The 24,133-nt window shown below is 72.4% G+C and carries 14 protein-coding genes and 3 pseudogenes; 8 read left to right on the forward strand and 9 right to left on the reverse strand.

The window, feature by feature from the left end:
• The coding region (locus JM949_RS17365; protein ID WP_203149484.1) for a M23 family metallopeptidase at window positions 1-642 on the forward strand (642 nt) is incomplete at its 5' end.
• A gap of 1 nt (window position 643) precedes the next feature.
• On the forward strand, window positions 644-1,717 hold the full coding sequence (locus tag JM949_RS17370) for a PHP domain-containing protein (RefSeq protein ID WP_203149485.1): 1,074 nt from the start codon (window positions 644-646) through the stop codon (window positions 1,715-1,717).
• 236 nt (window positions 1,718-1,953) lie between these two features.
• Here JM949_RS17370 and JM949_RS17375 read toward each other — a convergent pair whose 3' ends face one another.
• Window positions 1,954-2,934 carry a DMT family transporter gene (locus tag JM949_RS17375; protein WP_203149486.1) on the reverse strand — a complete coding sequence of 327 codons (981 nt, stop codon included), beginning with the start codon at window positions 2,932-2,934 and terminating at the stop codon, window positions 1,954-1,956.
• Between the two features lie 130 nt (window positions 2,935-3,064).
• On the opposite strand from JM949_RS17375, the gene JM949_RS17380 reads away from it, so the two are divergent.
• On the forward strand, window positions 3,065-4,735 hold the full coding sequence (locus JM949_RS17380) for a DUF885 domain-containing protein (protein ID WP_203149487.1): 1,671 nt from the start codon (window positions 3,065-3,067) through the stop codon (window positions 4,733-4,735).
• A 110-nt stretch (window positions 4,736-4,845) separates the two neighbouring features.
• On the opposite strand, the gene JM949_RS17385 is transcribed toward JM949_RS17380, so the two are convergent.
• The 3 genes from JM949_RS17385 to JM949_RS17395 all read right to left on the reverse strand — a co-directional run bounded on the left by JM949_RS17385 (window position 4,846) and on the right by JM949_RS17395 (window position 8,611).
• The gene (locus JM949_RS17385; RefSeq protein WP_203149488.1) at window positions 4,846-6,318 is read right to left on the reverse strand and encodes a DUF6114 domain-containing protein; all 1,473 of its coding nucleotides are present in this window, start codon (window positions 6,316-6,318) and stop codon (window positions 4,846-4,848) included.
• Window positions 6,319-6,394: 76 nt separating this feature from the next.
• A complete protein-coding gene (locus tag JM949_RS17390; protein ID WP_203149489.1) occupies window positions 6,395-7,018 on the reverse strand; it encodes a DUF6230 family protein in 624 nt (207 codons plus the stop codon).
• Window positions 7,019-7,408: 390 nt separating this feature from the next.
• The gene (locus tag JM949_RS17395) at window positions 7,409-8,611 is read right to left on the reverse strand and encodes a DUF3068 domain-containing protein (RefSeq protein ID WP_203149490.1); all 1,203 of its coding nucleotides are present in this window, start codon (window positions 8,609-8,611) and stop codon (window positions 7,409-7,411) included.
• Window positions 8,612-8,722: 111 nt separating this feature from the next.
• On the opposite strand from JM949_RS17395, the pseudogene JM949_RS17400 reads away from it, so the two are divergent.
• Both JM949_RS17400 and JM949_RS17405 read left to right on the forward strand, forming a co-directional pair.
• Window positions 8,723-9,928: pseudogene (locus tag JM949_RS17400) on the forward strand (acyltransferase family protein); the annotation flags it as partial.
• Window positions 9,929-10,104: 176 nt separating this feature from the next.
• The gene (locus JM949_RS17405; RefSeq protein WP_203149492.1) at window positions 10,105-11,283 is read left to right on the forward strand and encodes a glycosyltransferase family 4 protein; all 1,179 of its coding nucleotides are present in this window, start codon (window positions 10,105-10,107) and stop codon (window positions 11,281-11,283) included.
• Here JM949_RS17405 and JM949_RS17410 read toward each other — a convergent pair.
• From JM949_RS17410 to JM949_RS17420, 3 genes and pseudogenes are all read right to left on the reverse strand, one after another.
• Complete coding sequence (locus JM949_RS17410; protein ID WP_203149493.1) at window positions 11,268-11,462, reverse strand: hypothetical protein; 195 nt, start codon at window positions 11,460-11,462, stop codon at window positions 11,268-11,270. The genes JM949_RS17405 and JM949_RS17410 overlap by 16 nt on opposite strands.
• 35 nt (window positions 11,463-11,497) lie before the next feature.
• Window positions 11,498-13,199 (reverse strand): annotated as a pseudogene (locus JM949_RS39195) (hypothetical protein).
• Window positions 13,200-15,077: a hypothetical protein gene (locus tag JM949_RS17420; RefSeq protein ID WP_407664780.1), complete on the reverse strand. Its 1,878-nt coding sequence runs from the start codon at window positions 15,075-15,077 to the stop codon at window positions 13,200-13,202.
• 167 nt (window positions 15,078-15,244) lie between these two features.
• Here JM949_RS17420 and JM949_RS17425 point away from each other — a divergent pair, with 167 nt between their 5' ends.
• Window positions 15,245-19,600 carry an alpha-(1->3)-arabinofuranosyltransferase gene (locus JM949_RS17425; protein ID WP_203149494.1) on the forward strand — a complete coding sequence of 1,452 codons (4,356 nt, stop codon included), beginning with the start codon at window positions 15,245-15,247 and terminating at the stop codon, window positions 19,598-19,600.
• Window positions 19,597-20,898 (forward strand): polysaccharide biosynthesis protein, encoded by a 1,302-nt coding sequence (locus JM949_RS17430; protein WP_203149495.1) that lies wholly within the window; start codon window positions 19,597-19,599, stop codon window positions 20,896-20,898. Before JM949_RS17425 ends, JM949_RS17430 begins: the two co-directional genes overlap by 4 nt.
• Here JM949_RS17430 and nudC read toward each other — a convergent pair.
• Complete coding sequence (gene nudC, locus JM949_RS17435) at window positions 20,795-21,712, reverse strand: NAD(+) diphosphatase (RefSeq protein ID WP_309232198.1); 918 nt, start codon at window positions 21,710-21,712, stop codon at window positions 20,795-20,797. The two genes, JM949_RS17430 and nudC, sit on opposite strands and share 104 nt — an antisense overlap.
• A 184-nt stretch (window positions 21,713-21,896) precedes the next feature.
• Here nudC and JM949_RS17440 point away from each other — a divergent pair.
• A pseudogene (locus JM949_RS17440) lies at window positions 21,897-23,710 on the forward strand (VanW family protein).
• On the opposite strand, the gene JM949_RS17445 reads toward JM949_RS17440, so the two are convergent.
• On the reverse strand, window positions 23,689-23,979 hold the full coding sequence (locus JM949_RS17445) for a hypothetical protein (protein ID WP_203149497.1): 291 nt from the start codon (window positions 23,977-23,979) through the stop codon (window positions 23,689-23,691). The pseudogene JM949_RS17440 and the gene JM949_RS17445 sit on opposite strands and share 22 nt — an antisense overlap.
• Window positions 23,980-24,133 lie beyond the last annotated feature (154 nt).

Here is a 24,133-nt window from a genome sequence, read left to right on the forward strand (position 1 = left end):
CGACGCCACCGGCGGTCTGGGCGACGGCCGACCAGGGCGGCGTCGCAGTCGCCGACGCCGCCGACTACCGGGCCGAGCCGCCCGGCGCCGTCGTCGGCCAGGCCGTCGGCGACGGCACCCCGCGCCGGGCTACGGCATGTCTTTCCGGTACGCGCCGACAACGTGGACTACCACCCGACGCACGGGGCGTATCCGGCGACGGACCTCTTCGCCGACTGCGGCGAGCCGTTCGTGGCGGTGACCGACGGGACGGTGCTGGAGGTGAGCCGGGTCGACCGGTACACCAAGCGGGGGCCGCAGGGCCCGGAGAACGGCGGCCTGTCGGTCTCCCTGCTCGGCGACGACGGGGTGCGCTACTACGGCTCGCACCTGAGCCTGGTGAGCAAGGGTGTCGAGGCCGGGGTGCGGGTCCGCGCCGGGCAGCAGCTCGGCAAGGTCGGGCGCACCGGCAACGCGAACAACGTCTGTCATGTGCACTTCGGCATCTCGCCGCCGTGCGCCGGAAAGGACGGCTGGTGGATTCGACGAGGGGTGCTCTGGCCGGCGCGTTACCTGGATTCCTGGCGGCGCGGCGGCAACCGGGAACCGGCCACCGAGGTCACCGAGTGGCAGCGCAGGCACGGCTGCCCGAAGGCGCCCTGACATGACCAGCCCGAGGGATCCCATCGCCGATCTGCGCCGGATCGCGTTCCTGTTGGAGCGGGCCAACGAGGCCACCTACCGGGTGCGGGCGTTCCGGTCGGCCGCGAAGGCGCTCGCCGGCCTACCAGCGGCCGAGGTGACCGAACGCGCCAGCAACGGCACGCTGACCGAGCTGGCCGGGGTCGGTGACGTCACGGCCCGCTGTGTGGCGGAGTCACTCGCCGGGGAGGAGCCGGTCTACCTGCGCCGACTGGTGGCGACCGAGGGCAGCGACCTGGACGCCGAGGCCACCGCGCTGCGTACCGCCCTACGCGGCGACTGTCACACCCACTCGGACTGGTCCGACGGCGGCTCACCCATCGAGGAGATGGCGTTGGCCGCTGTGGAGTTGGGCCACGAGTACCTGGTGCTCACCGACCACTCGCCCCGGCTGACGGTGGCCCGGGGGCTGACCGCGGACCGACTGCGCCGGCAGCTCGACCACGTGGCCCAGGTGAACGCGGCGCTGCCCGAGGGCTTCCGGATCCTCACCGGCATCGAGGTGGACATCCTCGCCGACGGTTCACTGGACCAGGACGACGAGCTGCTGGCCCGCCTGGACGTGGTGGTCGGGTCGGTGCACAGCGGCCTGAAGGACGAACGGTCGAAGATGACCCGGCGCATGGTGACGGCGGTCGCCAACCCGCACCTGGACATCCTCGGCCACGTCACGGGCCGGATGGTGTCGTCGCGGCCGGCCGGCGTGACCGGGCCGGGCGACAAGGGGCACCGCGCCCGGACCCGCGCGGAGAGCGACTTCGACCCGGACGCCGTCTTCGCCGCCTGCGCCGAGCACGACAAGGCCGTCGAGATCAACTCTCGCCCGGAGCGTCAGGACCCGCCGAAGCGCCTGATCCGCCGCGCGCTGGAGGCCGGCTGCCGGTTCGCCATCAACACCGACGCGCACGCGCCCGGCCAACTCGACTGGCAGCGGTTCGGCTGCGAGCGCGCCGCGCGCTGCGGCGTCCCCACCGACCGGGTGGTCAACACCTGGTCGGCCGAGCGATTGGTCGCCTGGACCCACGACCGCCCCTGACCGCCTCGCCGTCCACGACCAGCCCGGCCCCACACCCGACCTGCGGCCCATAACCGACTCGCGGCCCTTGATCGACTCGCGTTCCTTGAAATCGGGCTGTCCTGGTCGGACAGATACCCCGGTTTCAAGGAAGCCGAGTTGATCAAGGGCCGAGTAGACCTTCGCCGCGGCCGGCCCCCGGCAGGCCAGGCCCACGGCAAGCGGGGCCGGTGACAGGTCGGGACGGGGTGGTTTTCTCAGCGGCGGGCGGGCTCGGCGGCGGGTGCGGCGGGAGCACCGACGCCGACCACCGGGCTGGTCCGGCGGCGGCCGAACATCCCCTGCGATACGGCGACCCCGAGCAGCACGATGAAGGCGCCGACCGGTTGGTGCCAGTTGAGGCGCTCGTCGAGTGCCACCGCCCCGATCAACACCGCGAAGATCGGGATCACGTACGTGACGGTGGACGCGGTGCTCGCGCCGGCCACCCGGATGTTGCGCATATTGATCACGAAGGCGAGCCCGGTGCCGAGCGCGCCCAGGGCCAGCACGCTTGCCACCACTCCTGCCGACAGCTCGGTGGGCAGCGGCGGCAGGCCGGCGACGAACGGGGTCACGATGGCCAGTTGCGCGGCGGCGAGCAGCAGCTGCGCGGCGGAGAGCGACAGACCGGAGTACGAGCTGCCGGCGACGAAGCGCTTCTGGTACGGGATGGCGAGGCCGTAGCAGGCGGCGGCACCGAAGCACATGAGCTGCCCGGTGAAGTGCGCCCCGCCGATGCCCTCCCAGACCCCGAGCACCACCAGCACCCCGAGGAAGCCCAGGCCGAGGCCGACCGCACGGCGCACGGTCAGCCGCTCGGTGCGGAAGACCAGCACCGCCAGCGGCAGCACGATCAGTGGGGTGGTGGCGTTCCAGATGCCGGCCAGCATCGACTCGACCCGCTGTTCGCCGTAGCCGAAGAGGGTGAACGGCACGGCCACACCGAACGCGGCGACCACGGTCAGGTGCGCCCAGACCCGGGGCTCCCGGGGGAGCCTGTCGCGCAGGACGGCGAGCACCACCAGGAGGGTCAGCGCGCCGGCGAGGACCCGATAGAGCGTGAGCTGGACCGGGTGCAGCTCGGCCACCCCGACCTTGATGAAGAGGAAGCTGGAACCCCAGATCGCGGCAAGGGCGAGGAAACCCGGCAACCAGGCACGGACCGGCGATTTGTCAGGAGTGGTATCGGTGGTCACCCCTGACACTCTGCCGCATGGGTACGACAAAGTCGCGCCCCTTTCGGACGTCACACACTGCCGCAAACCGTGGCTTGAACACGCCAAACGCCGTCGACACGGGGGTGGGGTGGTCACGTAGGGTCGCAGCGTGGGACGAATTGATGAACTCGCCAACCGATACGTGGCCGAGTGGGCGCCGCTGAGCCCCACCGGAGCGACCTTCGTCGGCATCGCCGGCCATGACGATCAGCTCGACGACCTCTCCCCCGACGGCTACCAGGCGCGCGCCGACCTCACCCGCCGCACGCTCGCCGAGTTGGAGGTGACCGAACCCGAGACCGAACCGGAGCGGACCGCCAAGGAGGCCATGCAGGAACGGCTCGGCCTGGACCTGGCTCGGTACGACGCCGGCGAGGTGACCAGCGAGGTCAGCGTGATCACCAGCGGGTTGCACGAGATCCGCATGGTGTTCGACCTGATGCCGACCGCGACCAGCGACGACCAGGCCAACATCGCCGCCCGGCTGAACGGCTTCGCGGGCGCGCTGGAGGGTTACAAGACCACGTTGCGCCGGGCACTCGCCGCCGGCGAGGTCAGCTCGAAGGTGCAGCTGGTCGAGGTGGCCAAGCAGTGCGACATCTGGGTCGACCCGGCCGGGGACAACTTCTTCCACGGGCTGGTCGAGCGGCTGGGGGTGGACGGCACAGTGGGCGCGGAGCTGCGTCGGGGTGCGGCCGCGGCCACTGCGGCTACCGCCGAGTTCGGCCAGTTCCTGCGTACCGAGTTGGCCCCGCACGGGCGGGACAAGCAGGCCGCCGGTCGGGAGCGCTACGAGCTCGCCTCGCAGTACTTCCTCGGCGCGAAGGTCGACCTGGACGAGACGTACGCCTGGGGTTTCGCGGAGTTGGCCCGCCTGGAGGCGGAGATGCGGGTGGTGGCCGGGCGGATCGCCGGCTCCGGCGCCAGCGTCGACGAGGCGGTGGCCGCCTTGGACGCCGACCCGGCCCGGACCATCCAGGGCAAGGAGGCGTTCCGGGACTGGATGCAGGCGCTCGCCGACAAGGCGATCACCGAGCTGAACGGCACCCACTTCGACATCCCGGAGCAGGTCCGGCGCATCGAGTGCTGCCTCGCCCCGACCAGCGACGGGGCCATCTACTACACCGGTCCCAGCGAGGACTTCTCCCGTCCGGGCCGGATGTGGTGGGCGGTGCCGCAGGGCATCAGCGACTTCTCCACCTGGCGCGAGGTGACCACGGTCTACCACGAGGGCGTGCCGGGTCACCACCTCCAGGTGGCGCAGACCGCCGTCCGGGCCGACCTGCTCAACCGCTGGCAGCGGCTGCTCTGCTGGGTCTCGGGGCACGGCGAGGGCTGGGCGCTCTACTCGGAGCGGCTGATGGACGAGCTGGGTTACCTGGAGGACCCGGGCGACAAGCTGGGCATGCTCGACGGCCAGGCGATGCGCGCGGCACGGGTGATCGTGGACATCGGCATGCACCTGGAGCTGGAGATCCCGAAGGACAACCCCTTCGGCTTCCACCCGGGCGAGCGGTGGACGCCCGAGCTGGGTTGGGAGTTCATGCGGGCGCACTGCCGGGTGCCGGACGAGAACCTGCGTTTCGAGCTGAACCGCTACCTGGGTTGGCCGGGACAGGCGCCGTCGTACAAGGTGGGTGAGCGGATCTGGCTCCAGGCCCGCGAGGACGCCAAGGCCCGCAAGGGCGCGGACTTCGATCTGCGGGAGTTCCACCGGCAGGCGTTGGACCTGGGCGCGCTGGGTCTCGACCCGCTGCGCCGGGCGCTGGCCCGGCTCTGACCCCGCCACGGCTGCGCGCGCCGGCGGTACGACGAGTCCGCCGCCGCGCGCGGCCGAGGGTGAGCGCGGGCGCGGAGGTGCCCAGCGAGGGTGAGCGCGGACGACGTGCTTCAGCCGAGGGTGAGCGCCAACGCCGGCCGGGCGGTGAGCGTGTCACTGGTGACGTAGGCCAGGTCGATGACCGGGTCGGTGAACGTGATCGGGATGGGCGAGGTGACCGGCAGGCCCTCCGGTAGCGGCAGGTCCGGGGTCAGCGTGATCTTGATGCCGAGCAGTCGGCCGACGAACCGGGTCGCGTAGAACGCCACATCTCCCCGGACGGTCAGCTGGTCGGTGGCGTACCGCTGGTCACGGCCGGCCGGGCCGTCGGCGCGGAGCAGGAAGTCCGCCGTCACCGCCTCGCGCATGCTGAACTTCAGCACCTTGAGGTCGCCCTTGACGGTGTGCAGGTCGGTGATCCCGTCGAACCGCAGCCCGGTCATCCGGACCGACGTCCCGGTGAGCTTGGACGGTGTCTGTGCCACCGTCGGCAGGGTCGGGTCGGCGGCGATGCGCGGCAGGGGTTTACCGGGTTGCACGGTTCCCGGCTTGGCCGGTGCCGTGGCGCCGGGTCTGCCCGGGGTCGGCCGACCCGGAGTCACCGACGGACAGTCGACCGGCCGGGGCGTCGTCGTGCCGGACGGCCGCGCCGTGGGCGTGGCGGTCGGGTTCGCCGGGGGCGTGCCGGTCTCCCCCCGGTGCCCACCGCCGAGCAGGTCGCCGATTCCGTCCAGGATGTCGGTGAGCACGTTGCCGCCGCGCGACGGGCTCGGGGTCGGCGTCGGCGTCGGCGTACCGCGGCCGGGCGACGGGGTGGCGGCCCGGGACGGGCTGGGGCAGACGGTCGTCGGCGGCGCGGCCTGCACGGCTCGGGGTTGACCGGCCAGACCGGTGGCCGCCAGCCCGAGCACCACCACTGCGACGCCGAAGGTACGCGGATCGACGCTACGTCCCGGCCATTCGGGCGGTGGGCTGGCGTCGGTCGAACCGGATTCGGGCGCGGCCGGAACGGGCGTGACGTCTGTCGAACCTGACTCGGGCGTGGCCGGAGCGGGCGTGACGTCGGCCGAACCGGATTCCGCCGGCGCCGGAACAGTGTCGTCGTCCGCCGGATCGGTGCTGGCGGTGGCCGGGTCCACCGATGGCTCGGCCGGTGCGGTCGGCGTCCAGGCGAAGGCGAGTGCGCTGCCGACGATGCCGAGCAGCAGACCGACGAAGAAGCCGCCGAGGTTCAACCCGATCAGCGAGTACACCGCGGTGATGGCGGCGACGACCGAATAGAACAGCCGCTGCGCCGGGGTGAACCAGAGCAGCAGGCCACAGGTCACCAGGATGGCCGGGATCAGCAGCGAGAGCAATCCGGTCGCTCCACTGTGGAAGCTGAGGCCGTTGACTGTCATCCGGGTGGAGCCGAACATCTCGAACCCGGCCAGGGCGACGAGCAGTCCGCCCCAGAACGGTCGGCTGCGCTGCCAGCGGCGGAAGAGCCGCCACGCCTGGGCCGGACGGCCGGGCCGGGCGTGGGACGGGTTCGCGGTTGTCACGTACTCCTCCTGGCCGAGCGGGAACGGGGACGTGCGCTGCGGCCCGCGGTGGTGGGGTCGCGGGCCGCGGCTCACCTCAGAAGCACTCCTTGCCCTTGGCGTCGTCACCCACGTTGACCTTGAGTCGCAGGCCGACCAGGTTGAACGTGGCCGCAGTCGTGTAGCGGGACACCTGTTGCAGGTTGGTGATGGTGACGTGGTCGGAGTTCTGCCCGAACGAACCGGCCTGCGCCGTCGGGTTCAGGTCGGTGGCGTCCCGGCCGATCCTGATGTTGGTGAAGGTCGCGTTGCCGTTCAACGAGTCCATCGCGATCAGCAGATCCTTGGCGCGGGCGGGTTCCTTGCCCTCGCCGGCGTTGATGGTGAGCACCACCGGCAGGCCCGGCAGGTCCGCCCGGACGGACTGGCAGAGGCTGTACAGCTCGGCACTGCTGATCTCGGAGAGCGCGACCGGGTGCACCTGGCCGGACTTCCCGTCCTTGCCCTTCTCCCGGACGATGCCGCCGTACTGCTTGAAGCCGTCGCCCTCCAGGCGGTCCGCGCCGATCTTGAACGTCTGCCCGGAGACCGTGATGTCGGATGCGATCGCGCCGGTGGACATTCCGAAGAGGATGGCACCGGCGGCGGCCGTGGCGGGCACCATCATGGCGGCGAATCGCCGCCAGCGGGTACGACCCTGACTGTCAAACCGATCCTGCACGGGCTCCTCCTCGGGTCGATGCGCGCAAGTGGCCGGCCTGAACGGCGCCCCACCGGGGCTCGCCCACTGTTACCGGCTGGTAACCATCGGCCTTGATGGTGCACCCGTCACGACGCGGCCCACAACCCCCCGACTAACGGGCGGTAACACCCGGCGAACCCAGTGAGTCCAGGCCAGCACGCAGCGTCGAATCCCTCGCCCGCGCAGCTGTCGAAAATGGCGTCAAATCTGGCATTACACCAGCGCCCGTGCAGCACAGAGTGAGCGCCCATTGACCAATTACAATAGGGTAACAACTGTAAAGTGCGCAGGTCATCGCGTACCCATGAGTGAAGGGTGGACCGCAGCTGCGCGGTCCACCCTTCGGTCGTACGTCCGGTTCTGCGCGGGTCAGCGCTGCTCCACCTCGCCGGGTGCCGGGCGCTGGGTCGGCACCGTCGGCTCCTCGGACTTCCAGTTCGTCGACGCCGGCGGAATCTCGTCGGTGAGCGGACCACCCACCGGCTGGGGCCTGGGCTGCTCGGCGGTGTCGGCGTCGCGGACCGGCTCCTGGTCCATTCGGGTCGGGGTCGGGTCGACAGCCGGCGGCTCGGCGCGGTGCCGAGCGGTACCGCCGCCACCAGTCGGCCGGGTCACCAGCCACACACCGACAACGAGGGCGATCAGACCGAGAACACCAGCGGCGATCGGGCCCCAGAAACTGATCAGGCCGATCTTGGAGCGGTTCTCCTTGACCGTCTCGACACTGCGGCTGACCGTGTCGTCGGTGTAGTTGAAGTCCGCGTCCAGGAGGACTGTGGGCGTGCCGGTGTCGGGCCGCAACTCCTTGTGCTGCTGCTCCCGCACGTTGACGTAGGAGCCGGTCACCGGGTCGACCCAGACCGTACGGGTGTTGCTGTAGACGACCTGACCACTGGTGGCACCGGGGGCGAACTTGCCAACCAACGTCTGCAGGCTGCTCTCCGGGGTGGCCAGCACCTCGTTCTCGATCCGCTGCTCGAAGCGGTACGTCTCGACACCCTTGATCTTCTCGGTGCCGACGAACTTCGCCGGGGTCGCCCGCTTCAGGTCACGGTCGAAAATCTGGTAATCCCGCTTCTCGGTGCCGAACGGGAACTTGTAGATCTGGCCCGAGTAGCGCACGTTGCCGACCGGGGTCTGATCCGCGCCGGCCTCGTTGAGCCACTGCTCCTTCCACGGGGCGGCCGCACCGGAGATCCGGTAGAGAGCGAGCTCGGTGCTGTACTGGCTGACCACGTCCTGGTTATCGGTACGCCGAACCGTCTGGTAGACGTCCCAGATCACCGCGTCGCCCTTGAGCTCCTTTGGCAGCCGGTCCTTGGTGTCGTCGGGCTGTGGAATGACCTCGACACTGGACATCAGATCGCCCTGCGGGATCTCGATGCTCACCGAATCGCCGACCCGGGTGATCTTCAGGAACCTGGCGTTCTTCGCCTCGGCGACGGACGTCGTCGGCTCAAGATCGTAGGGGAGCTTGGTCACGGCGGGGGCCACATAGAACGGCAGCCCGGCCGCGAAGACCAGCAATAAGACGCCAAGCCCGAAGAGCGCGGCGCCCACGCGAAGCTTCACTCATCCTCCTGTACCCTGCCGCCCTACGACCTGTTGTCCGGGGCACCCGATCCTTAACATGGCGGGAGGTTACTCCCCGGTCACCTTCAAAGCGACCCCCTGGATGTCCAGATGTCCACAGCCGCCGCGCCAACAGTTTCGGAGCCGTCGGTAACCGACCGACTTCCCGCGCTCGACGCGCTGCGCGCGATCGGTGCCGTGGCCGTCGTCGGCCACCACGTGGGGTTCCAGACCGCCACCACCATGAACACCAGCTGGGGCGGCTGGCTGGCGCGACTCGACGTCGGCGTCGCCATCTTCTTCGTACTCTCCGGATTTCTGCTGTTCCGGCCGTGGGCGCTGAGCGTCGCGACGGGCCGGGCCCGGCCCCGCGCCCGGCGTTATCTCTGGCGGCGGGCGCTGCGAATCCTGCCCGCCTACTGGTTGGCGGTGGTGGTCTGCCTCGTCGTCCTGCCACAGAACCGCCCGGCGTCCGCCGGCGACTGGATCCGCCACCTCACCTTCACCCAGATCTACCAACCGGCCCAGTTGCGCTACGGGCTCAGCCAGACCTGGAGCCTCGCCACCGAGGTCGCGTTCTACCTGGTCCTACCGCTGGTCGCCGTGCTCGCCGTCGGCCGGTCGTGGCGTCCCGTCCGGACCATGGTGATCGTCGGCGGCAGTGTGCTGCTCACCGCCGGGTGGCTCGCCCTGATGGCGATCGGCGGGCTCGACACCGTCCTGCACACCATGTGGCTGCCGTCGTACGCGGCCTGGTTCGGCACCGGCATGGCGCTGGCGGCGGCGCACGTCGCCCTGCGCACCGGCACCGCCCCCGCCGCGCTGGGCGTACTGGACGATCTGGCCTCGGCCCCGGTCGCCTGCTGGGCCGCTGCGGTCGGCCTGATGGCGATCGCGACGACGCCGGTCGCCGGCCCACGCGACCTCGCCGGGCCGACCGCCGCCGAGTTCGGCGTCAAGCTGGCGCTGTACCTCGCGATCGCGACGCTGATCCTGATCCCGGTGGCGTTCGGCGGGCCGAGCCGGCTGAAGGAGATCTTCGGCGGCGGGCCCGCCCGCTGGCTCGGCACCGTCTCCTATGGACTGTTCCTCTGGCACCCGCTGGTCATCGAACTCATCTACCTGCTCGACGACCGGCCGCTGTTCACCGGCGGGCTGCTCAACACCTTCGCCCTCACCATGGCCTTCGGGCTGGTGTACGCCACGGTCAGCTACTACGGCGTCGAGCGGCCCCTGCAACTGCTCGGGTCGCAGCGTCGACGCGACCGGTCGGGCGCGGCCGGGCGTCCGGCCCGCCCGGCACCGACGTCGCCGCACCCGCCAGCACGCCGCCGGCCGTCGCGGCGGGGACGCCGGTGCCCACGGTCGGGGCGTAACGGCCCGCCGATCAGTGCTGGCCCATCAGGGCATTGCCGGCCGGCACACCAGCCCCTAATGTGACGCGGGTCGCTAAATTACTTGAGAGTAGGCTTCGCGTGGAGCGTCGCTTCGGCATGCCCGGACACGTGCTGTTCCTCAACTGGCGAGACACCCGCAACCCCGAGGGTGGCGGTTCCGAGGTGTACGTGGAGCGGATCGCCGCCGAGCTGGTGACGCGTGGTTTCCGCGCCACCCTCTTCTGCGCCGCCCACAGCGAGGCTCCCGCCGACGAGATCAACGAGGCCGGCGTGCGGCTGGTGCGGCGCGGCGGCCGGCACACCGTCTACCTCTGGGCGGCGCTCTGCTACGTCGCCGGCGCGCTGGGCCTGGGCCCGCTGTCGAACCGCCGAGGCGGTCGGCCCGACATCCTGGTCGACGTCTGCAACGGACTGCCGTTCCTCGCCCCGCTGTGGGCCCGACGGCCGGTGGTCAAGCTGATCCACCACGTGCACCGCGAGCAGTGGCCGGTCGTCCTGCCGCAGTGGGCGGCCCGGTTCGGCTGGTGGATCGAGTCGTCGCTCGCGGTACGCCTCTACCGGCGGTGCCGGTACGTCACCGTCTCCGAGGCCACCCGCAGGGAACTGGCCGTCCTCGGCGTCCCGCCGGAGCAGGTAGCGGTGGTGCACAACGGCACCCCGACGCTGCCCCCCACCGACGCCGAGCGGGCCACCTTCCCGCTGCTCGTGACGCTGAACCGGCTGGTGCCGCACAAGCGGGTCGAGGTGGCGCTGCGCGCCGTCGCGGCGCTCGCCGACGAGTTGCCCCAGCTACGCCTGGTCGTCGCCGGGCAGGGTTGGTGGGAGTCGCACCTGCGTCAGCTCGCCGCGGAACTGGGCATCACCGAGCAGGTGGACTTCCGGGGCTTCGTGACGGAGGACGAGAAGGCCGCGCTGCTCGCCTCGGCCTGGGTCGCGCTCACCCCGTCCCTCAAGGAGGGCTGGGGTCTGACGATCGTCGAGGCGGGTTCGGCGGGCACGCCGACGGTGGCGTTCCGGGGCGCGGGCGGAGTCGCCGAAGCCGTCGTCGACGGGCACACCGGCCTGCTGGCCGACGACATCGACGACTACCTCGCAAAGGTGCGCACGCTCCTGCACGACCATGAGCTGCGGCGCGAGATGAGTGCCCGGGCCCGGGAGCACGCGGCGAGCTTCACCTGGCAGGTAGCGGGCGGGCGGTTCGAGGCACTGCTGAAAGGTGCGGAGTCGCCCCGCCCGGTGCGGCAGCGGGGCGAGCCGTCCTACCTGACGCCGTAGACCTCGGGGGCGTACGGGTCCTTCTTGCCGGCCCGCTTGGCCGCCTCCGAAACGGTCTTGGCCTCCTTGGCGGCCTCCTCGTCGGTGGCGGTCGCGGCGGCCGAGATCCCGCCGAGGGCCAGGATCCCCAGCAACGCCGCCACCAGGCCGGACACGACCAGGGTCATAGCTCTACGCATGCCAATCCTCCAATGGCGAGACGTGCGAGCGGACGTTACCACGCGGTAGCTCGGCGGTGTAGCGCCGAAAAGATGGCAGCCACGACCACCAGAAGGGCGGCAGCGAGGGCGGTCACCACCGCCAGACGGGCCCGCCCCGACCCGTCCGGTCCCGGCACGACCTCCGGATTGCGGTAGAGAGTCAGGAACGGTCCGTCGTGCACGCGCACCAGACCGCCGAGGACCTCGGCGTCCACCTCGCCGGGCACCTGGTGCTGCACCACCACCCAGCGCACCCCGGTGGTCCGGACCGGCCGCCCCTCGGCCAGCGCCCGGCGCACCTCGCGGAGGCGCGGATTCTCGCCGGCCACGGCGACGTCGCCGACCCGGAGCGTGTCGTCGGTCAGGACCGTGCCCGGCAGGAGGCGGGGCGCCGGGTCCAGGACGACCCGACCAGGATTCCACGAGTACGCCCGGTAGGCGCTCAGCGGCAACGCGAGCACCTCCCCCGGCTCCTCCTCGACCAACCCGGCCACCACCTGCCAGTCCGCCGGATAACTCACCGGACGAAGCCGGCCGGCACCGCCGAACGCGAGGTCCGGCAGGACGGCCACCGGCAGGAGCAGCAGGCCGACCAGCACCACCCCGGCCACCTCCCGGTCGATCCGGGACACCAGCCGCTCGACCCCCACCGCGGCAGACACCACGAGCAGCAGGGCGTACGGCGCCAGGAACTTCTGGCCGTCGCGGAGCAGCCCCGCACCCGGCAGGTGCACCACCGCCCACCGCAGCAGAGCGTCCCCGCCCGGAAGCACCCCGAACGCGGCGAGCAGACAGCCGATCCCGGCGAGCACCGCCAGGCGCACCGCCGCACCGGGGGCAGTCGACGGCGCAGCAGGCCCACGCCGACACCGGCCAGGATCAGCAGCACCACTGTCGCGAGCGGCACCAGCGGTGCGGCGCGACTGGCCGGCGTCGCCTGGGCGCTCCAGATGCCGCCGGTGCCGGCGAGCGCCACCAGCGGTCCGGCCCAGTTCTCCGAGCGCCGCCGCGAACGCCGCCACCCCCGCCGGGTCCGACGAACCGCCCGCGCCGGTCACCAGGGCCGCGACCACCCACGGGGCGTTGAGCACCCCGACGCCGGCCACCACCAGCGCCGACCGGCGGGGCTGCCGGCGGTCCGGGGACCAGCAGCAGCACCGTGCCCAGCGCGATCAACCCGCCGGTCGGCGTGATCGCGGCCGGAGCGGCGGCGAGCAGCACCCGGGCGACCGCGCCGTCGCGCCCCACCCGCAGGTCCAGCGCCGCCCGCACCAACCAGGGCAGCGCGGCGTACGCGAGCAGCAGCCCCCACTGCCCGATCAGCAGCCGCTCGGCCAGGTACGGCGTCCACGCGTACGCCAGCGCGGCGAACAGCCGAACCGCACGCCGGTCGGTCGGCACCAACCGGCCGGCACCGACAGCGGCGAGGAAGACCGCCCCGACCAGCACCAGCCGTTGCAGCAGCCAGCCCGGGACCAGTTGGGTGACCACTGAGACCAGCGCGTCCATCGGCACCGCCCGGGGCAGACTCTGCGCCGGGGCGACCAGGTCCCAGCTCAGCGGCTGCCGGGGCACGAACACCATGTCGTACAGCAGCGCGTAGCCGGGCGTCGCCAGCGGGGCCAGCACCAAGGCCGTGACGACCGCGGCGACCGCGTACAGCGGCAGGGTGTCCCGCGCCCGGCGGGCCTCGACGTCGGCGGTCCGCTCAACCATTCACGGTGCCGGCACCGCCCGGCCGACGGTGATCAGTTGGGTGCAGACCCCGACCTCCGCCGTCCGCACGGTGACCTCGACGGCGTCCCCGGCGCCTTCCAGCAGGAAGAACACGTCGTTCAGCCCGCGCCGCAGGGTGATCTCCCGGGTGGCGTCGCCGAGCCGGAACAGCGCCGTCGAGTCGCCCGAGCTGAGGTAACCGAAGTGCACGACGTACGGCCACTCCACCAGATACCCGTCCAACGGGATCCGGGTCGGCCGACCGCCCTGCGCCAGGTGCCCGCAGTCGGCCACCGGGCCGGGCACGATCTTCCGCCCCTGCACGACCACCGGACGAATCCGACCGAAGTCGTCGAACGTCGACGGTCGGGCGGCCTCCTCCACGAAGGTCGGTCGGTGCTCGGCCGGCCGGAAGAAGTGCGACTGGAGATTGTCCGGCCAGAAGTAGCCGGCGACGACCCGGTCCGGGACGACGGTGTCCAGGAAGACGGTGCCCGGCGGCGCGGCGGCCAACTCGGCCTGCGTCGTCGCGAGGTACTCCCGCCCGTACTTGGTGCTCCAGTTGTCCCCGAACCGGGCGGTGCTCCACAGAGTGCCCACCCCGACGGTGGCCAGCACGACGATGATCGAGACCAGACCGACCGCGAACGCCCCCGGCTCGCGCAGGACCGTCGGGACCGGCCACGCGGACACCTCGTCCTCGTCGGCGTCCTTGGTGCCGAGCAGCGCCGCACCGACACAGATCGCGGCGACCAGCACCACGTCCGCGACGTACCGGGGAACGACGCCGACCAGTGGGCCGAGCGGCCCGCCGAGCCGGGTGACGGCGAACAGCACCGCGACCATCCCGAGGTAGGAGACGAGCAGCAACCAGGCCCGCCCGGCCGAGGGACGCCGCCGCACGGTGACCACGACGAGGGTCACCAGCAGTGCCCAGGACAACCACTTGGCGATGTCGTACGGGTTCACCAGCGGGGGACCGTCGCCCGCGTAGGTCCAGCGCCACGGACCGCCGAGCAGGCCCGGCGCCATGGTCTCGCCGACCAGGTCACCCAGGAAGGCGAGGACCTGGCCGACCGAGGTCGGCTCCCGCAGTTCGCCGGAGGGAAGGGTCAGGTAGAACGCCAGGTACGCCGCCGAGAGCACGAAGAGCAGCAACCACCCCGGCCAGTACCTGCGGATCGTCGTCACCAGGCTGCGCCAGGCGCCACCCGAGGTGAAGAGAAAGACCGTCAGCAGGAACAGCAGCGGCACGATCAGCAGCGACTTGGTGTCGAAGAGCAGGCCGAAGACCAGCCAGAACGCGACCGCCACGAGGTGCCGCAGGCGGCCGGTCCGCACGTACCGGACCTGGGCCGCCACCGCCAGCACCAGGGCCAGCTGCATCGGCAGCACGAGCAGCCCGACCAGCCACAGCGAGGAGACCTCAAGCGTCAGCGGACTGAACACGAACAGGCACAGCGGGATGAGCAGCCCCCAGCCGGGGCGCAGCAGACTCCGCAGCAGCCGCCAGGTGGCGAAGCCGACCGCCGCCTGGCCGACCGCCAGCAGCAGCACCCACGGCCAGGTCGCGAAGCCCGCCGCCCGCACCATCGCCCACGCCACCAGCAGGCCGCCGGGCATCAGGTGGTTGTTGAAGGTACGCAGGAGATAGTCCGCGTCCAGCCCGGTGCCGAGGACCTGGGCGGCGATCACGAACTCGTCCTGCGAGAACCAGCCACGGGTGGCGAGGCCGGCACGCCAGGCAACGGAGACGACGATGAGGGCCACCGCCACCGCGCGGACCCGGTCGGAACGGACCCAACGGCCGATCGGCCCCGGCCCGTCGCCATCGGCCGCGACGCCTCTCGAATGCGTCTCGGCCTCAGCTTCTGGCATTGACATGGTCGGCAGCCTGCCACACGCTTACACGCCGTGGGGACGGCCGTTCTGCCGATAACGCCACCGCAGCACCCCTCGTCGCCCGTCCGTGCCCGGTCCGGACAACGTCGCGCGACAGTCGTCGCCTGCCGGTGCGCGTCCGGCCGGCGAAGACAGGAGCCAGCATGCGTGCAGAGGTGACCGCTGGGTTCGCCCCGGAGTCCCGCCGTACCCGGCACATCGCCCGGCGGTTCCGGCACCTGACCATCTGTATCGCGCTCACCGCCCTCGCCTTCCAGCAGGCCCCCGGCCAGGTCGTCCCGGACACCAAGGTCGACCTGAACGTCAACCCGGCCGGCTGGTTGCTCCGCTCGCTGCACCTCTGGGACCCCACCGGAACGTTCGGCCAGCTACAGAACCAGGCGTACGGATATCTCTGGCCGATGGGCCCGTTCTTCCTGCTCGGATCGGAGCTCGGCCTCGCGCCGTGGGTGGTCCAGCGGCTCTGGTGGGCCCTGCTCTTCTGCGTCGCCTACCTGGGTGCGGTACGCCTGGCCGGCCGGCTCGGCATCGGCACACCCGCCGGGCGCATGATCGCCGGTGTCGCGTTCGCGCTGTCCCCCCGCATCCTCACCCAGCTCGGCTGGTCCTCGGTGGAGGCCTGGCCCAGTGCGATCGCCCCCTGGGTGCTCATCCCGCTGGTCGGCCTCGCTCGCGGCACCCCGCTGCGGCGCGCGGTGGCCGGGTCGGCCCTCGCCGTCGCCTGCGCCGGCGGGGTCAACGCCACCGCCGTGGCCGCGGTGGTGCCGCTCGCCCTGCTCTGGCTCGCCACCCTCCAGCCGGCACGCCGCCGGGTCACCGCCATCGCCGCCTGGTGTGGCGCGGTGGCCCTGGCCACCGCGTGGTGGTTGGTGCCGCTGCTGGTCCTCGGGCGCTACAGCCCGCCGTTTCTCGACTACATCGAGACCGCCCGGAACACCACGACCGTCACCGACGCGGTGACCACGCTCCGCGGGGCGTCCTACTGGGTCGCCTATTTGGGTTCCCCGTTCGGACCGACGATCCCCTCCGGCGCCCGCCTCGCCAACGAAGCGGTGCTGGTCGCCGCCACCCTGGCGGTCGCCGCTCTCGGCGTGCTCGGGCTGTCCCGACGCGGAATGCCACATCGCCGGTTCCTCGTCACCGGTCTGCTGCTCGGTGTCGCGCTGGTCGGCCTCGGGCACGTCAGCGACCTGCCGAACATCCTGGCCGGGCCGCAGCAGGAGTTCCTCGACGGCGTCGGCGCCCCGCTGCGCAACGTGCACAAGTTCGACGTCCTGCTCCGCCTGCCGCTGGCCCTGGGCATGGCACACCTGGTCGGCCTGGCCGTCCGGGCGGCCCGCAGCGCGTCCGACCGGCACCGGCCGCGAACCGTCGCCCGCGCCTGGCTCACCGCCGGCGCCGCCATGGTCGCCGTCACGGCGGTCGCCTCGCCCGCGCTCGCCGGTGGCCTCGCCACCCCGGGCAGCGTCAAGGAGGTGCCCGGCTACTGGCACGACGCCGCCGACTGGCTCGACGCGAACGCCGGGCGCGGGCGGGTGCTCGTCGTACCCGGGGCGCGCTTCCCGTCGTACGACTGGGGCAGCACCACCGACGAGATCACCCAACCGCTGCTCGACAGCCGGTGGGCGGTGCGCAACGCCATCCCCTTCACCCCGCCGACCACGATCCGGTTGCTGGACGCGATCGAGTCGACGCTCGCCACCGGCTCCGGGTCGACCGGCCTGGCGGACCTGCTCGCCCGGTCCGGGATTAGCCACGTGCTGTTCCGCGCCGACCTCGACCACGGTCGCTCCGACACGGCCCGCCCGGCGGTGGTCCGCCAGGCGCTGGAACGCTCACCCGGGTTGACCCGGGTCACCTCCTTCGGCCCGCTGCGCGGCGGCCCCTCGTCGCCGGACGAGTTCCGCGACCGGGGGCTCGACGTGCCGGTCCGGGCGCTGGAGGTGTACCGGGTCGACCGGCCCGTCGAACCGGTCGTCGCGTACGACCGGAACGACGTGACCACAGTGGTGGGTGGCCCCGAATCGCTGCTCGACCTCGCGGCGGCCGGGCAACTCGGTCCGGCGCCGACGATCCTGTCGGGTGACGCCCCGGCCGCCGACACCGCCGGACCGGTCGCGATGACCGACGGGCTGCGCAGGCGGGACGTGTCGTTCGGTCGACTGCGCGACAACACCTCGCAGACGCTCACCGCCGACGACACCTTCGACGTGGCGGCACCCGCCCACGACTACCTGCCCGAGTGGGGGGCCCAGCGGTCCACCGTCGCCCGGTTCGAGGGCATCAGCGCGATCCGCACGTCGACCGCCCGCTCGCAGGTGGACTCCCCCGGTGGGGCCCGCCCCGAACACCAGCCGTACGCGGCGATGGACGGGGACCCGGCGACCTCCTGGCAGTCCGCGCCGTATTCCGCCAGCGACCGCCAGTGGGTCGAGGTGAGCCTCGCCAACCCCACCCGGGTCACCCGGGTCGAGGTGTGGTTCGACCTGAAGGCCGACGCGCTGCCCACCACGGTGACCGTCAGCGCCGGCTACGAGAGCCGGACCGTCGAGCAGTTCACCGACCACATGGTGTTCGAACTGCCCGGGGTGCACGCCACCCGCGAGGTGGAGGTCTCGATCGGCGGCGCGTACGACCTCCGTCCGCTCGGCAACGGATCAGTCGGCATCGCCGAGATCAAGATCCCCGGCATCCAGACCAGCCGGACCCTTGTCCTGCCCACCGCACCGGCCACCGACCGGCCGGCGACAGTGGTGGTGGCCGCCGCCCCCACCACCCCGGCCTGCTTCTCCGTCGACGGGCACCCGCGCTGCTCCACCGACGCCGCCCGCGGCTCCGAGGACGCGTCCACCATCGACCGCACGGTGACCCTGCCGGCCGCCGGTGCGTACGAGACCAAGCTGTGGGCGCGGCCGACGGCCGGACCGGAGCTGGACAAGGCGCTCGACAAGCTGGTGACCGACGCCCAGCCGCTGCGCCTCAGCGCGCAGGTCGGCGCCTCGTCGACGGCCGTGCCGGACCCGGCCGGTCGGGCCGGTGCGGCGCTCGACGGGGACCCGGCCACCAGCTGGTCACCGGCGGCCGACGACGAGGCACCGATCCTGCGGCTCAAGTGGCTCAAGCCGCAGACCATCACCGGGCTCCGCTTCTCGGTCGACGACGAGACCGCCGCCACCCGGCTCGGCAGCGTGCGCGTGGTCGGTGACGACGGTTTCCGGAGCAGCCTGCTCGGCGACGACGGTCTGCTCCGGCTGGACCCGCCGATGCGCACCGACGAGATCACCATCCAGTTCCTCGACAAGCCGTCCGCCACCAGCACCGACCCGTACCGGCTGCGGTTGCCGGAGCAGCTGCCCGTCGCGGTCGGCGAGGTGACAGTGCTGCCCGGAGCGCCCACCGTCGCTCCGCGCCCCGACACACCCGTGGCCCTGGCCTGCGGATCGGGCCCGACGCTCCAGATCGGCGCGGCCCGGCTGACCACCTCGCTGCGCGGCACCCTCCGCGACCTGCTGGAGCTGCGCGAGATGCCGGTGACGCCCTGCGGCCGGACCACGCCCCGGCAGCTTGACCTCGGCCCGGGCGAGCACCGCCTGGTCACCACACCCAGCCGGTTGGCCGCGCCGACCCGGGTCGCCCTGGTGCCCCGGACGCCGACGACCGCCCCGGTCGCCACCGCCAGCGCCATCGAGGTCGGCTCCTGGGGAACCACCGAGCGACGGGTACGGGTGAGCGGTCACCCCGTCGACCGGGTGCTCGCCGTGCGGGAGAACACGAACACCGGCTGGCAGGCGACCCTCGGCGGGCGGACGCTGAAGCCGCTGGTGGTGGACGGTTGGCAGCAGGGCTGGCTGCTTCCCGCCGGCAGCTCCGGAGAGGTGGTGCTGCGATTCGTCCCGGACACCACGTACCGGGCCGGGCTTCTCCTCGGCGGCGTCCTGCTCGCCGTGGTGGTCCTCCTCGCGGTGCTGCCCGCCCGACAAGCCAGCGGGCGTAGCCCGGTCGCCGTGCCGCCGCGCGGCCGTCGCCGGGTCACCCGGTCCCTGCCGTTGTTGGCCGTCGGCGCCGCCGCGCTGGTGCTGTCGAGCGGCCTCATCGGCGGCCTCGTGGTCGCGGCGGGATTCATGCTGGCGGTACCCGGCCCCCGCCGCCTGCCCTGGCTGGCCGACCCACGCCGGGCCAGGATGATCAGCCGGGCCGTCGAAACGTGGCTTCCGGGTGCGCTCGTCCTGCTCGCCGGGTGGCTCTATTTCGACTCGGCGCACCGCGACACCGACGCCCTGCCACAGCTCACGATCGTCGTCGCCCTGGGGGTTCTCTGGCTCTCCACCGCCGCCCGGCGGCGACCCGTACGTCGGGTCACGCCGGTCGCGGCGGCCGCTGTCGTCCCGGCGACGGTCGCGGATGGGCCGATGCCGGACCCGGCCGGGAAGCCCGAACCGGACCCGGTGGCGTCGGGGCCGACCGATGGGCAGCACCCGACCTTCTCCGAGATCACATGAGCCTCCGGCGACCCGCCCGTCCGGAGGGAACGGTGGGAACCGAGCCCACGGCCGGCCTGGGCGTCGCGGGGGTCAGCGTCACACTGGCCGGCGTCCTGGTCAACGGTCTCGCGTACCTGGTGCCGGTGCTGGCCGCCCGGCGGCTCGACCCGGCCGATCTCAGCGCGCTCGCCGCCGCGCTCGGCCTGGTGGCCATCGTCAGCGTGCCGGGGCTCGGCCTGCAACTGGCCGTCGCCGTGCACCGGGCCCGGCACGGCTCCTCCGACACCCGGCGGCTCACCGCGTTCGCCGCCGCCGCGTGCGCGGGAACCCTTGTGGTGGCGACGCCGCTGCTGGTCGCCGCCCTGGATCTTCCGGTCGAGGTGCCCGCGCTGCTGGCGGTCAGCGCGGCGGCGATCGTGCTCTCCTCCCGATCCCTCGGCGAACTACAGGGCAGCCAGCGTTTCCTGCGGCTCGCCAGCGGAATGGCAGTGCTCGCACTGGCCCGCTACGGCGGTGTGATCGCCGGCCTGCTGCTCGGCGCAGGACTGAGCGGCGCGCTCGCCGCCGGTGCGTTGACCGCCGCGCTCGCCCCGGCGGTGCTGGCCCGACTGGCCCGCGCGCCCGGACCACCGTCCGTCGCGCCACCGCTGACCGTCGCCCGGGTCGCCGCCGGCTGCGGTGCGACACTGGCGATGCTCGTCGTCTCCTACGCCGACCTGCTCCTGGCCCGGCAACTGCTGCCTCCGTCGGGCTCCGGGGCGTACTCGGTCGGCACCGTGCTGAGCAAGGGCGCGCTCTGGGCCCCGCAGGTCGCCGCGGTCCTCGCCCTCCCCCGCCTCGCCCGCGGCGACCGTCGCAGCCGCACGGTGGCCCTCCTGGTGACCGGCGCGTGTGGCCTGGTGCTGGTGCTCATCTCGACGCTCGCCGGCGGGCTGGCCTTCCGCCTCGCCGGCGGACCCGACTACGCCCACCTCGGTCGGTACGCGCCACTCTTCGCGGCCGTCGGTGCGCTCTACGCGGTGACGTTCGTGCTGCTCAACGACCGCCTCGCCGCTGGCGTGCGGTGGCCGGCGGCACCGCTGTGGGTGGGCACCGCCGGCCTGGTGACCGTCGCGGCGACCCTCCGACCCCGCACCGTTCCCGGGCTTCTCCTCGCGGCCCTGGGCACGGCCGTCGTCACCACGCTGGCCATGGCGCTGACCGCCCGACGACTCACCCCTCGGCGAGCCAGTCCTCCAGAAGACGGTGGTCGATCGCGTCCACCCGACCCAGCGTCCGGCCGGACGCGACCCGGTCCCGCAGCTCCGCCCGGGTGAACCAACGCGCCTCCAACAACTCCTCGCCGTCGACGCGTACCTCGTCGGAGGTGGCGGTGGCCCGGAAGCCGACCATCAGGCCGGCGGGGAACGGCCAGGCCTGCGATCCCTGGTAGGTCACGTCGGTGACGGTCACGCCCGCCTCCTCGGTCATCTCCCGACGGACCGCGTCCTCCAGGCTCTCGCCGACCTCGACGAAGCCGGCCAGCGTCGAGTACGCGTCCTCGGCCGCGCCCGCGTGGCGAGCCAGCAGGCAGCGCCCTGGCGCACCGGGCGCCTCGACCAACACGATGATCGCGGGTTCGATCCGGGGAAACAGCGGGCGTCCGCACTCCCCGCCGGTGCAGGTCCGCACGTGCCCGCCGCCGCCGGCCACCGCCGGCGCGCCGCACGCCCCGCAGAACCGCTGCTGCCGGTGCCAGTGCAGCAAACCCCTGGCGTACGCCTGCACGGCCGCGTCGCCCGGTTCGAGCCGACCGACCAGCGCCCGCACGTCGACGGAGCGCGCCGCACCGGCCATCTCGGCGGCGGACCGCTCGGGAAGTGCGGACAGGTCCGCCGCGAACACGCCGACGTCCCCGTCCATCCCGAGGAAGACGGTGTCACTGGCGGCGGACCGGACGAGGGACGCGCGCTCCGCGCCGAGCCGAACCGGCCCGTGGCCGTCGACCAGGCAGCGGTCCCGCCACATCGGCAGCACCACGGTGCTCGACCTGGTCAGCAGCTCGGTCAGCCGGGTTTCGTCGGTACGCAGCGGACCCGCCCGGTCCAGCCATCCGCCGCCGTACGCCAACACCCGCTCCGCAGTGTCCACCCGGCCACCGTGCCACGTCGGTGCTCGGCCGCCGGCAGCGCCCCCGGCCCGGGGGCGACACGCCAGTCGACACGCGGTAGCAGCGCCTGCTGGGCGCAGCCCACGAGGAGGGCCGGGCATTCGTTACCGTAGGTGCCTCCGGGAGGGAGGAACCTCCCGCGGCACCCTGGCGATCGAGGTTGCAGTGACGCTGTACGGCGAAAAGAGTTCACAGGCCGACGACCGGCCCACCGTGCAGGTCACCGCGGTCACCTGGCCGGATGACGGCGCGGCGCCGGAGACGGTGCCCACGCCGGGCGAGCCGGACGGCGGCCCACGCCGGCAGCGTCGGGTCCGGATGCTGCTCGCTGCCGGCGTCACCGGTGGCGTGCTCGCCGCCGTGGCGGGTGCCGGCGCCTGGGCGTACGCCGGAGATGTTCCCCGTGGCACCAGCGTGCTCGGCACCGAACTGGGTGGCCGGAGCCGCGCGGACGCCGACCGCGAGTTGCGGGTGGAGTTGGACAAGCGGGCGGCGGAACTCGCCACCCCGTTGAAGGTAACCGTCGACGGGCGGACCGCCGAGATCAACCCGGCCGACGTGGGGCTGGCCGTCGACGTGCCGGCGACCGTCGCGGCAGCGGCGGCGGCCTCCGCGCACCCGGTCAGCCGGCTGGTGGGCTCCCGCACTGTCGACCCGGTGGTGACCGTCGACGTGGGCCGGTTGGACGACGCGCTACGCAAGGTGCTCGGCGACCGGGCCCAGGGGATGACCATGCCGGCGATCACCTATCAGGGCAGCACGCCGAAGGTCGTACCGCCCAAGCCGGGGCTGACCCTGGACCCGCAGCGCTCCGCCGAGGTCGTCCGCGCCGGCTGGCTGGCCAACACCCCGATCACCGTGCCGCTGGTGGAGAAGCACCCGGCGACCACGACGGAGGAGTTGGACCGGCTGGTCACCGAGCTGGCCAAGCCGGCGGTCGCCGCACCGGTGACAGTGCGTACCGGCAGGGGCTCGATGCGGATCCCGCCGGCGGCCATCGCGAAGAGCCTGCGGTTCACCGCCGACAAGACCGGCAAGCTGACCCCGTCGGTGGACGTCAAGCGGCTACGGGCGCACTCGGTGACGACCTGGCCGCCGTCGAGGTGCCGCCGAAGGACGCCACGATGACCATCTCCGGCGGTCGACCCACCGTCGCTGAGGGGCGCGCCGGGCAGCAACTGGACACGGCGGCCCTGAGCCGGGACCTGCTGGCGGTCCTACCGAAGTCGGACGGCCGCGAGGTGACCGGCGAGCTGAAGGCCACGCCGCCGGCACTGACCGGGCAGAAGCTCGCCGGCCTGGGCATCAAGGAGCGGGTGTCCACCTTCACCACCCGATTCACCGGCGGCATGGCCTCGTCACGGAGTCAGAACATCGCGACCATCGCGAGAAAGGTGGACGGCACTGTCGTCCTGCCCGGAAAGACGTTCTCGCTGAACGGTCACACCGGCGAGCGCGGCTACGCCCAGGGCTACCGGGACGCGCCGGTGATCCTCGACGGCAAGCTGGTGCCGGGCGTCGGCGGGGGCACCTCACAGTTCACCACCACGCTGTTCAACGCGACCTACTACGCCGGCCTGGAGGACGTCGAGCACAAGCCGCACTCGTACTGGTTCGACCGGTACCCGGCGGTCATCGAGTCGACAATCTTCTGGCCGGACCTGGACTTCAAGTTCCGCAACAACACCGAGTACGGCGTCCTCATCGGCACCTCGTACACGTCCAGCACGATCACCGTGTCGATCTGGAGCACCAAGATCTACGACAGCGTGAAGACGGAGTACGGCCCGCGCCGCAACATCACCACGCCGAAGCAGATCCACCTGGCGCCCGGCCCGTCGTGCATCTCCACGAACGGCATCAACGGCTTCACCCAGGACGCCTTCCGGGTCATCAAGAAGGGCGGCGTGGTGGTCAAGCGGGAGAAGTTCACCTGGCGCTACGACGCTGAGCCCCGCTACGTCTGCGGGCCCGCGTGACGGCCAACCTGCTCTGAGGTCAGCTCGGCCGCCTCACCGTCCTGCCCGTTGCGCCGGCCACCCTGCGGCGGCAGCGGCACCATGCGTGTTTCCTGGACCCGGATCTCGGCCCGGTACCGGTGCGCCGCGGGATGCCATATCTCCTCGAACGGGCCCATCACCTCACCGCCGACGCCGCGGCGACGAACCCGGGCACCGAGCCACCAGAGGCTTGCCAGGATCGTTGCCAGGCAGCTCGCGAACGTCAGCAGGATCAGGACGTCACCCATCGGCCGAGCCTAGCCCCGGCGCCGCGGCCGTCCTCTTGATCGTCTCGGTTTTCCTGATGTCGGGCCATCACCAGGCCGCGGATACCCCGGTTTCCGTGAACCCGAGTCGATCACCCCGGCCCGCCGCCCGGATGAGGCATTGGGGAAGGCGGGG

The sequence above is a fragment of the Micromonospora tarensis genome (assembly GCF_016803395.1).
Taxonomy (GTDB): domain Bacteria; phylum Actinomycetota; class Actinomycetes; order Mycobacteriales; family Micromonosporaceae; genus Micromonospora; species Micromonospora tarensis.

Coding starts and splice junctions, on each gene's coding strand:
- JM949_RS17370 (WP_203149485.1), top strand. CDS start 644: ATGACCAGCCCGAGGGATCCCATCGCCGATCTGCGCCGGATCGCGTTC.
- JM949_RS17405 (WP_203149492.1), top strand. CDS start 10,105: ATGCCCGGACACGTGCTGTTCCTCAACTGGCGAGACACCCGCAACCCC.
- JM949_RS17410 (WP_203149493.1), bottom strand. CDS start 11,462: ATGCGTAGAGCTATGACCCTGGTCGTGTCCGGCCTGGTGGCGGCGTTG.
- JM949_RS17420 (WP_407664780.1), bottom strand. CDS start 15,077: ATGCCAGAAGCTGAGGCCGAGACGCATTCGAGAGGCGTCGCGGCCGAT.
- JM949_RS17425 (WP_203149494.1), top strand. CDS start 15,245: ATGCGTGCAGAGGTGACCGCTGGGTTCGCCCCGGAGTCCCGCCGTACC.
- JM949_RS17430 (WP_203149495.1), top strand. CDS start 19,597: ATGAGCCTCCGGCGACCCGCCCGTCCGGAGGGAACGGTGGGAACCGAG.
- JM949_RS17445 (WP_203149497.1), bottom strand. CDS start 23,979: ATGGGTGACGTCCTGATCCTGCTGACGTTCGCGAGCTGCCTGGCAACG.